Here is a 9,704-nt window from a genome sequence, read left to right on the forward strand (position 1 = left end):
CTACAAGAGCTATCTGCGCCACAACGGCAAGCCCTTCGCCTGGCTGCGCGCCCGTGTCGGCAACACGCCGGGGCCGAGCGGCGAGCGCCCCTTCTTTCCGCTGATGGACCGTGAGGTCACGCTCGCCTGCCGCATTCAGAAGAAAGGTGGCGAGTGGACGCGACACTATGCCGTGGTCGGCGGCGATGTCAGCGTGGAGGAAATCGAGGCCCGCAACGACTTCCTGGGACTGCGCGAGTATCGCGTGCGTCTCGAAGGCGCCGGCTTGTCACAGGCCATCCGTCGCGTGCTCACCCTCGAACAGGGTGCGACGGACAAGCTCTGCCAGATGCCACCGAAAGCACTGTTGGACCTGGTCTTCGATGTCTTCGGCGACAAGGCCGTGCTCGACGACTACCAGCGTGCGCGCAACGAGCAGAACGAGGCCGACCGCGAACAGCACGGCCTCGAGCACCAGCTTTCCCTCATCGGCGTAAGCCTGCAGGAAGCCGAGGCCCGCGCGCGTTCGTTCCAGGAATGGAATGCACTCAAGAGCGAGCGCGTCGACCTGGTTGCCGACATCCTGCCGAGAACCGAGCTCGCCGAGCTTGGGGCCGGCATCCGTGGCGCGCGACCCCCGCTGACCGGCGTCAAGCGTCGTGTCGGCGAACTCGAAGCGCGCGATGCCGAACTCACGCGCCAGCTCGGCGAGTTCGATGCGGGTGGAGAGACCCTTCGCGGCGAGCAGCACGAGGCCGATCTCGCCCGGCAACAGACCCAGAAGAGCCTCGATGCCGCTCGCGCCGAGCTCGCCCAGAACGATCTTCTGATCAAGCAGGAGCTACGCCTGCGTGAGATGGTCGCCGCGCAAGGCGGCGCCGATCACGAGCGCCTGGCCGATGTGGCACGCGATGCCCGCGCACGTGTCAATGCGCTTCAAGGCGAAGAGACCACGCTTCGCCAGCAGCTGACCACGCTCACCAGCCAACTCTCGGCATGGCGTAGCGGCCGCCGCTACACGCCCGATTTCGAGGCCGACTTCCGCCGCGCACTCGAAGGCGCGGGCATCCGTCACAGCATGCTCAGCGAGATTGTCGAGATCGTCGAACCGCGCTGGCAGCCGGCCGTGGAAGCGGTGCTGGCGGGCTATCGCCATGTGGTCCTGCTCGACGATCCGCGCGACCGCGAGAAGGCCTGGAAGCTCGGTGAGCAGCATCGCTACAAGCACTTCGTCGTGGCCGATCGGGCACCCGCGGAGAAGGCCACGCGGGGCTCCCTTCTCGAGGTCGTCGAGTTCTCCGCCGCGGCGCCGGATTGGCTCCTGCGCAACCTCGATCGTATCCGTCGCGTAGAGGATATCGCCGACGGTTCGGCGTTCGGGCGCGAGCAGGACTGGATCACCCCGCAGGGTTACTTCCGCGAACGTCGCGGCGGCCGACACCTCGGCGTCGACGATATGTACTTCGGTGCCGGCGCGCGTGACCGACAGTTGCGCGATGGCGAGGCGAAGCTGCGCGAGATCGAAAGCCGCCTTCGCGACATCGCGAGCGAACGCAAGGAAACCCTGGCCCGCGCGACCGATGCCGAAGGCGTGCTTCGCGGTGCCAGTGCAAGCAGCCAGCTCGCCGACCGCGCCGACGAATTCAGCGAAGCGCATGAGCAGCAGATGCGCCTGCGAGAAGACGTTCAGCGCACGGCGGACAGCCATGTGGCTGCCGAGAACCACTACGAGGCCGTGCGCGACAGACGACTGAAAACGTCCAACGCACGTGACAACGCCGCCCGCGAACAGCGGGTCGTGCAGAACCAGCTTGCCGATGCCGTGCGCCAACACCATCAGCTGCGCAACGACCAGATCGATCGCCTCAAGGCCTTCCGTGCCAAACGCGCGCATGTCGGCCTCGCCCACCGCAGTCGCGCCGCCATGGCCGCGTTGCGCGAACGCTACGAATCGCCTTCTTCCGTGCGCCGCGAGATCGAACGCATCGAGCGTCGTCTCGAGGAAGGCCATTGGGAGCAGGATGCCAGTGTCGTCGCGCTGCGCGAGAAGCTGTGGACTGACCACGACGGTCTCAAGCTCGATCTCGAGAAGCGCCGCATCCACCTTGAGCGCGCCTCGCGTATCACGCACGAAGCACGTGGCGCGTACATCCAGGTCCTGCGCAACACGGTCCGGCGCTACGCAAAGAACCTCAAGGTACTCGCCGAACTGGCGGGCATCGGCGTGGACGTCGAGCTCCCGGAGTTGAGCAACGACGACCTCACGCTCGCGTCGGCGGCGTTGCATGTGCGCTTCGAGTTCGACAAGAAGGGCTGGATCGGCATGGACGACGGCGAAGCATCCGGCGGCCAGCAGGTGATGAAATCGCTGCTGTTGCTGGTGGCGCTGATGCGCGATGAAGATCGTCCCGGCGGCTTCGTCTTCATCGACGAACCCTTCGCGCATCTGGATATCTTCAACATCGACAAGGTGGGTGCATTCCTGAAATCCACGCGAGCCCAGTACATCCTGACCACGCCGGCCACGCATAACGTCAATGTGTTCCAGCCATCGGATCTGACGCTGGTGACGAGCAAGCGGCGGCCGGGGGCGACATGGGCGCAGCCGTTGGCCGTGTTGCGCAGGCGGCCTGCTGCGGCCGCCTGAATCCGGAAGCGACGGTCTCAGTACAGTCCCGTTTCGCCCGGCACGGGGTTGTCCTCGCCCGTGCCATCGAGTGCATCGCCGCTCGCGTTGGTGGGGCGGTAACGCGTGGGGTCGTGCTCGTCGTACTCGTCCTGCGTAAGTGCCTTCCGGCGGGCGAGCAACCATGCCGTGGCGAGCGCACTCACGCCAAGACCGACACCGATGGCGATGCCCAGTCTCATACGGTTCCTTCCGGCCCGGCCACTAATGGCCCGCGCTTTGGTCGTCGTCAACGCTTGGCTGGCCAGCGTGCCGGCACGTCCGGCGTAGTCACGCGCGTAACCCCGCGCCAGATCGTAAGCATCGCGGGGTGTGTAGTCTTGCGAGAGTTGCCGGGCTTGCGCGAGGAGCGCCTCGCTGATGGTCTTGCGGCGCAAAAAGGTCATGGGGGTCTCCTCTTCAATTCAGGCGACTACCGTGACGACCACGATGTGATGGCAATGCAGCGATCCCGTTCGGAGCGATTAACGGGACCGCCGCCGAGGCCGGGCGATCACCCGAGGCTTTCGAGCCATTCGGTGTCGGACCCTTCTTCCACGCCCTCGAACAGGAAGGTCGACAGGTAGCGCTCACCCGTGTCGGGAAGCATGGCGAGGATGACGCTGTCCTTTGCGGCGCTTTCGGCGAAGGCCAGGGCCGCAGCCACTGTCGCGCCCGCCGAGACGCCAACGAACAGGCCTTCCTCTTTCGCCAGCCGGCGCGCGGTGTCGCGGGCCACGACCTCGTCTACCGGGATATTGGTGTCGAAGACCTTCCGGTTGAGGACCTCGGGCACGAAGTCCGGCGTCCAGCCCTGGATCTTGTGTGGCGACCAGGGTTTGTCGGCAAGCAGCGGCGCGGCCGTTGGTTCGGAGACGACGATTTTCGTGTCGGGACGGGCCAGCTTGAGCATCTCGCCGACGCCGGTGAGCGTGCCGCCGGTGCCCCAGCCCGTGACGAAGGCATCGAGGCGACGGCCGGCGAAGTCCTGCAGGATCTCGGCCGCGGTGGTGCTGCGGTGGTATGCCGGATTGGCCGGGTTGGCGAACTGCCTCGGCAGGAACCAGCCGTGCTTCGCGGCAAGTTCCTCGGCCCGGCGGACCATCCCGCTACCCCGTTCTGCAGCGGGGGTCAGGATCACCCGGGCGCCATAGGCGCGCATCAGCTTGCGACGCTCGACGGAGAAGCTGTCCGCCATGGTTGCGACGAACTTGTAGCCCTTCGCCGCACAGACCATGGCCAGGGCGACGCCGGTGTTTCCCGAGGTAGCCTCGACGACCGTGTCGCCGGGTTTCAGCAGGCCTTTCTGTTCGGCATCGAGGATGACCGCGATGGCCAGGCGATCTTTGACCGAGCCACCCGGATTGAACGACTCGACCTTGGCGTAGAGCGTGACGTGCGAAGGCGCCAGGCGATGAAGGCGGACGATCGGCGTGCGGCCGATCGTGTCGAGAATGCTGTCGTAGATCATCGGCGTTCCCTTGGCTGGAGGGTAAGAAGCCAAAGGTACTCCCACGACGCATGGGGCGACAAACGCGGGGCGATCGCGCAGACTCCCGCCCCATGAATCGACGTCCATACGCCTTCGTGGCTTTCACGCTCTTCGCCAGCGCGGTATCCGCCCAGGACTATCCGCGCACTCCCGCTGAATACCTCCAGCGGATGGATGCGAACGGTGACGGCCGGGTCGACGAGGCGGAGTACGTTCGCTACATGAGCCAGGGCTTCCTGCGCATGGATGTGAACGGAGACGGCGTGATCGACGCGAACGACGGGCCCATGCGGCCCGGCGCCCGGCCGATCCATCTCGACGCGTTCCAGCGCAACCTGATCCACCAGTTCCACAAACTGGACCGGAACAAGGACGGCTATCTCAATGCGAAGGAACTCTCGCAGCCGCCGATGTGAAGGCGACGGCGGCGACCTACCTCAGGCTTTCAGCTTGCGACCGAGGAAGTCACGGATGTAACCGGCGATCTCGTTCGCATGGGTCTCCAGTGCGAAGTGCCCCGTGTCGAGGAAGTGCACCTCGGCCTCCGGCAGGTCACGCTTATAGGCCTCGGCGCCGGGCGGAATGAAAAACGGATCGTGCTTGCCCCACACGGCCAGTAGCGGCGGCTGGTGCGCGCGAAAATACGCCTGGAAATCCGGGTAGAGCGCGACGTTGCTGCGGTAGTCGAGGATCAGGTCGAGCTGGATCTCGTCGGCGCCGGGGCGGCCCATATAGGCGATATCCAGCGTGTAGCCATCCGGCGACAACCGGCTCAGATCGGTGCCCGTGCCGTACTGGATGTCGCGAATGGTTTCCGGCGCAAGCGCGTCGCGGGTGGCCTCCCGGTTTGCCGGCGTGGGCTCGCGCCAGTAACGCTGCCACGACTCCCAGCCCGCGCTGAAGCCGTCGAGGTACGCATTGCCGTTCTGCGTGATGATCGCGGTGACCCGCTCCGGGTGGGCGAGTGCCAGGCGCAGGCCGGTTGGCGCGCCGTAGTCGAAGATATAGAGCGCGTAGCTGGTCAGGCCGATCGCATCGACGAAGCCACCGACGACCTGCGCCAGGTTGTCGAACGTGTAGTCGAAGTCGCCCCGCTTCGGGGCCTTCGTCTGGCCGTAGCCCGGAAGGTCAGGGGCGATCACGCGGTAGCGGTCGGCCAGCAGCGGAATCAGGTCGCGGAACATGTGGCCGGAGGTCGGAAACCCGTGCAGGAGCAGGATCACCGGAGCGTCGGCCGGGCCGRCCTCYCGGTAGAAGACATCGACGTTGCCGACGGCCTGGCTGCGGTAGCGGACGGTCGGAAGGACGGGAGCGGGAGCATTCATGGCGGGTCTCCGGGGGGAATGAACTTCGAGGGCCGATCTGTTAAAATAGATCCGACCGGTCGGTAGCTTATGCGGAGGATTCGATGAAAGCAAGCCTGGGTTCGATCGTGCGTGAGGCACGGGAGCTGTTTCGACATCACGGCTACGACGGCGCTTCCATGCAGGACCTCGCCACGAAGGTCGGCCTGAAGAAGGCCAGCCTGTACACGCGCTTCCCGACCAAGGAAGCCCTGGTACCCGAAGTACTCACCCTGACCAATGACGAACTGTTCGTTGACCTGCCGGAAGCCGATCCTCTCGCCGCCTATGGCGTGGTGCTGGAACGGATCGCCCGTGGCTTGTCGGCGGAGACCCGCTGCGTCGGCTTGCATCTGGCCTATGGCGCATCGGGACCCGATACCCCGGACGCGGCGAACGCGGTGCGTGGGTTCTTCACCGGACAGCGCGACAGGCTGGCGGCATTGCTGGCACCGTCGGTGGGTGAGGCGCGTGCGCGCGAGCTGGCGGGGGATGCGATCGCGCGGCTGGAGGGGGCGACCGTGTGGACGGTGGTGGAGGGGGACGTCGAGCCGATGGCGCGGGCGTTGCGATTATCGTTGAGCGAGGCGGCGAGCAGCCATCGCCGATAAATCGGCGCCTGCCCGGCCGGCCACCGGTGAGCCGGGGTGGTGTTCGTAAGAGTGTGCGGTCCTGTACGCTCTGCCGGGGCTTGGGGAGAGCGAATGAGCACGACGGAACTGTTCTTGATCGCGATGACGATCATCCTTGGCGTGCCTTATCTGATCTGGCGCGTGTTTCGAACCGACTACTGGGCACCGCTGGTGGTGGTGCAGATCCTCACCGGCATTCTGCTCGGGCCCGGGGTGCTCGGAAAAATCTTTCCCGGCTACTACGCGACCGTGTTCGCGCCGCCGGTGATCGCGGCGCTCAACGGCATCGCCTGGTGGGCGGTGATGATCTTCGTCTGGATCGCCGGAATCGAGCTGGACCTGCGCGAGGTATGGAAGCAACGCCGAGAATGCGGCACGACGGCCGCGTTCGCCCTGGGTGCGCCACTGCTCACCGGCTGCCTTGCCGCCATCGGCATGCTGGCGTGGCGGGCAGGCTGGATGGGCGAGTCGGCGAGCACGTGGCAATTTGTCCTCGGCATCGGCATGGCCTGCGCGGTGACTGCCTTGCCCATTCTCATCCTGCTGATGGAGAAGATGGACATCCTGCGCGAGCCGCTTGGCCAGCGCGTACTGCGCTATGCGAGCCTCGACGACCTCGCTATCTGGGCCGTTCTCGCGATCATCCTGCTGGACTGGCAGCGCGTCGGTCACCAGCTCGCCTTCCTGGCCATCTTCGCCGTGGCGGCGTGGCTCTTCCGTCGCCTCATGGAACGCGTGACGGAGATGGACCGCTACTTCATCGGCCTCGTCTGGCTCGCTGCCTGTGGCTATGGCGCCGACTGGTGCGGCCTGCATTTCATGGTCGGTGCGTTCCTCGCCGGAGCCGTCATGGAGCGCGAGTGGTTCAGTCTCGAACGCCTCGACGGGCTTCGGCACAACGTATTACTCGTCGTCATGCCCGTCTATTTTCTTTCCACCGGCCTGCGCACGAACTGGCAGATCGGCGGCACCGCGGTTTTCGTCGCCGCGGCGTTGTTGCTGGTGGCTTCCGTGGTGGGCAAACTCGCGGGGGTGGGTGTGGCAGGAAAACTGCTCGGCTGGAAGCGCGGCGACGCATGGACCGTCGGGTGGCTGCTGCAGACGAAGGCATTGATCATGATTATCTTCGTCAACGTGCTGCTCGACCGCCACATCATCACCAGCGAAACCTTCACCGCCCTGCTGCTCATGGCGGTGGCGAGCACCATGCTGACCGTGCCCATCGTGGCTCCCCGGCTCAAGCGCGAGGAYTTTCGGTCCGCAGCGGTTGAGCGAAACACCGGGCCGAACGCCGAATTGCCGAGCTAACCCCCGTGATTTCTCGTAGTATGGCGCACGTATTCGGCAGTTAACGCGACCGTTGGGGCGTGCGTTTGGACAACCAGGTCTGGGAAAGCAAGTATCACGAGGCCGTCGATCGGTTGAGCCGTGAAGAAGCACAGTGGCGGACCGCCGAGTCCCTGCTGCGCCAGCTCGTCGGTTGTCTCGGTCGCGCGGCGCACGGCGCCCATGACCAGGTCGATCCCCACATCGAACGTCTGTCCGGTGCCCTGCAGGGCCCGATGGACGCGATGACCCTCGAACCCCTTGTCAACGGCCTGACCGAGGCGATGAACAACCTGGGTGCCCGCCCGCGCGGCACGCTCGCTGAACGTTCGATCGCGATCACCCGCCCGACGCGCACGGAGCATGGTTCGTCGGTGCAGTCCGCGCTGAGTCGCCTGGTCGATCGCATCATCGTGCTGCCACGCCTGGCTGACCGTGCCAACGAACTGCGCCACGACGTGGCTGATGCGGGCGACCTGGTCGCCCTCGCCACCTGTGGCGATCGCCTTGCCGATCTCATCAACGAACAGCGCCTCGGYCTCCAGCGCGAGATCGATGCCCTGCAAGGCGTGCTTCGCCACGTCACCAGCCGGCTCGACGAACTCAGCCAGTACATGTCGCGTGAACTGGCTGACCAGTCCACCGGCGAAGCCAATGGCCAGGCGCTGGATGCGTCGGTCGCCCACGAGATGCGCCTGCTCAGCGAGGCCGCACTCGAATACGACGACGTGCACGACCTGCGCGAGCGGGTGAACAGCTGTCTGGAAACCATTGCGCAGTGCTTCAGCGAGTTCCGCGACCGCGAAGGGTCGCGTCTCACCGCGTACCGCGACCGCGCCGAACGCATGCGCCAGCGTATCGAGCAACTGGAAACCGAACGCAACACCTTGCAGCGGTCGCTGGAACGCGAGCACGAACTGGCGCAGACCGACACCATGATCGGCATGCCCAACCGCCTCGCTTACGAGAAGCGCATCGAGGCCGCTTTCGAAAGCTGGCAGACCACGACGCGTCCGCTAAGCATCGCGGCCATCGACATCGATCACTTCAAGAGCATCAACGATACCTACGGCCACACCGCCGGCGATGCCGTGCTGCGGATCATCGGCCAGGCGCTGCTCAAGCACGTGCGTCCCTGCGACTTCGTCGCGCGTTACGGTGGCGAGGAGTTCATCGTGCTGTTCGATGGTGCGGACGAGGCCGAATCCATGCAGGTGTGCGAACGCCTGCGCGGCAAGATCCAGCACCTCGCTTTCCACGCCAGCCGCCAGCCGGTGCGCGTGACGGCCTCCATCGGCCTGGCCCAGTTCCAGCCGGGCGACACGCCGCAGACCGTGTTCGATCGCGCCGACCTCGCTTTGTATACGGCGAAGAACGGTGGCCGTAACCGCTGCGTCTCGGGTTAAACCCGCTCAGACCGCCGCGTCGAAGAGTCGGCCGACCGCCGCCGACGAAGCCATCGCCAACGCACCCCAGAAGACGATACGCGCGACGCTGCGCGACAGGTTCGCGCCGCCGAGCCGCGCGGAGATGGCACCGAGAATCGCGAGTGCGAGAAGTGATACGCCGACCGTGATCAGTGCCACTCGCTCCCGCGGTGACGACACCGCCGCAAGGATCGGCAGGACGGCACCCGCCGCAAAACTCACCGCCGAGGCTGCTGCCGCCTGAAGTGGCTTCGCCGCCGTCGTTATGGAAAGCCCGAGCTCGTCGCGCGCATGGGCTTCCAGGGCGTTGTGTCGCATCAGCTGCTCGGCCACTTCATGGGCCAGCGTTCGGTCTAGGCCACGCCGCACGTAAATCTCGGTGAGCTCCTTGTGTTCGCCGGTGGGATCCTCGAGCAGTTCGCGCGACTCCAGGTCCAGTTCCGCCTGCTCGCTGTCTGCCTGCGAACGCACGGAGACGTATTCACCCGCCGCCATCGACATCGCGCCGGCAACGAGTCCGGCAACGCCAGCGAGCAACACGCTGGCCGACGTCGCCTGTGCCGACGCCACGCCGACGAGCAGGCTCGCCGTCGACAGGATGCCGTCGTTCGCGCCCAGTACCGCCGCGCGTAGCCAGCCAATGCGATCCAGCCGGTGGTGTTCGCGATGTTTAGGCCTGAGCATCGGGCGCTTTCTCCTGGTCACGCATGACACGCGTTTCAATGAATGAGGCAAGCCAGCCGACGGCGATCGCGCATAGCGTTCCGAGCACCACTTCGCCGACACGATAGAACGCGATTTCCCACGACGGTCCCTGGCTGGGCACGAGCAGGACGATGG

General features: G+C 65.7%; 9 protein-coding genes. 5 read left to right on the top strand and 4 right to left on the bottom strand.

All coding sequences use genetic code 11. From position 1 onward, the window contains the following. The coding region (locus tag AC1DSN_RS12945) for a hypothetical protein (protein ID WP_477331025.1) at positions 1-2,626 on the top strand (2,626 nt) is incomplete at its 5' end. Positions 2,627-2,643: 17 nt separating this feature from the next. Here AC1DSN_RS12945 and AC1DSN_RS12950 read toward each other — a convergent pair. Further along, positions 2,644-3,051, bottom strand: a complete 408-nt coding sequence (locus AC1DSN_RS12950; RefSeq protein WP_477293407.1) for a hypothetical protein — start codon at positions 3,049-3,051, stop codon at positions 2,644-2,646. A 107-nt stretch (positions 3,052-3,158) separates the two neighbouring features. Beyond that, a complete protein-coding gene (gene cysK / locus AC1DSN_RS12955; RefSeq protein WP_477293405.1) occupies positions 3,159-4,115 on the bottom strand; it encodes a cysteine synthase A in 957 nt (318 codons plus the stop codon). Positions 4,116-4,207: 92 nt separating this feature from the next. Here cysK and AC1DSN_RS12960 point away from each other — a divergent pair, with 92 nt between their 5' ends. Beyond that, entirely contained in the window at positions 4,208-4,552 is a 345-nt protein-coding gene (locus tag AC1DSN_RS12960; protein WP_477293403.1) for an EF-hand domain-containing protein, read from the top strand. Positions 4,553-4,573: 21 nt separating this feature from the next. Here AC1DSN_RS12960 and AC1DSN_RS12965 read toward each other — a convergent pair whose 3' ends face one another. Continuing rightward, positions 4,574-5,461 carry an alpha/beta fold hydrolase gene (locus AC1DSN_RS12965; protein ID WP_477331027.1) on the bottom strand — a complete coding sequence of 296 codons (888 nt, stop codon included), beginning with the start codon at positions 5,459-5,461 and terminating at the stop codon, positions 4,574-4,576. An 83-nt stretch (positions 5,462-5,544) separates the two neighbouring features. Between AC1DSN_RS12965 and AC1DSN_RS12970 the strand changes: the two genes are divergently transcribed. The 3 genes from AC1DSN_RS12970 (at position 5,545) to AC1DSN_RS12980 (ending at position 8,843) form a co-directional block, all read left to right on the top strand. Further along, entirely contained in the window at positions 5,545-6,090 is a 546-nt protein-coding gene (locus AC1DSN_RS12970; RefSeq protein ID WP_477293401.1) for a TetR/AcrR family transcriptional regulator, read from the top strand. A 93-nt stretch (positions 6,091-6,183) separates the two neighbouring features. Then, positions 6,184-7,419, top strand: coding sequence for a cation:proton antiporter (locus AC1DSN_RS12975; RefSeq protein WP_477293399.1), 1,236 nt, complete (start codon positions 6,184-6,186; stop codon positions 7,417-7,419). A 59-nt stretch (positions 7,420-7,478) separates the two neighbouring features. After that, a complete protein-coding gene (locus tag AC1DSN_RS12980) occupies positions 7,479-8,843 on the top strand; it encodes a GGDEF domain-containing protein (protein ID WP_213949346.1) in 1,365 nt (454 codons plus the stop codon). Positions 8,844-8,849: 6 nt separating this feature from the next. Here AC1DSN_RS12980 and AC1DSN_RS12985 read toward each other — a convergent pair whose 3' ends face one another. Then, positions 8,850-9,548: a VIT1/CCC1 transporter family protein gene (locus AC1DSN_RS12985; RefSeq protein ID WP_477293396.1), complete on the bottom strand. Its 699-nt coding sequence runs from the start codon at positions 9,546-9,548 to the stop codon at positions 8,850-8,852. Positions 9,549-9,704: the final 156 nt, after the last annotated feature.

This window comes from Luteibacter sp. P4_D7_3 (genome assembly GCF_056401735.1).

Bases quoted from the DNA above. Each gene is read 5' to 3' on its own strand.
- cysK (WP_477293405.1), bottom strand. From the start codon at position 4,115: ATGATCTACGACAGCATTCTCGACACGATCGGCCGCACGCCGATCGTC.
- AC1DSN_RS12970 (WP_477293401.1), top strand. From the start codon at position 5,545: ATGAAAGCAAGCCTGGGTTCGATCGTGCGTGAGGCACGGGAGCTGTTT.
- AC1DSN_RS12960 (WP_477293403.1), top strand. From the start codon at position 4,208: ATGAATCGACGTCCATACGCCTTCGTGGCTTTCACGCTCTTCGCCAGC.
- AC1DSN_RS12950 (WP_477293407.1), bottom strand. From the start codon at position 3,051: ATGACCTTTTTGCGCCGCAAGACCATCAGCGAGGCGCTCCTCGCGCAA.
- AC1DSN_RS12985 (WP_477293396.1), bottom strand. From the start codon at position 9,548: ATGCTCAGGCCTAAACATCGCGAACACCACCGGCTGGATCGCATTGGC.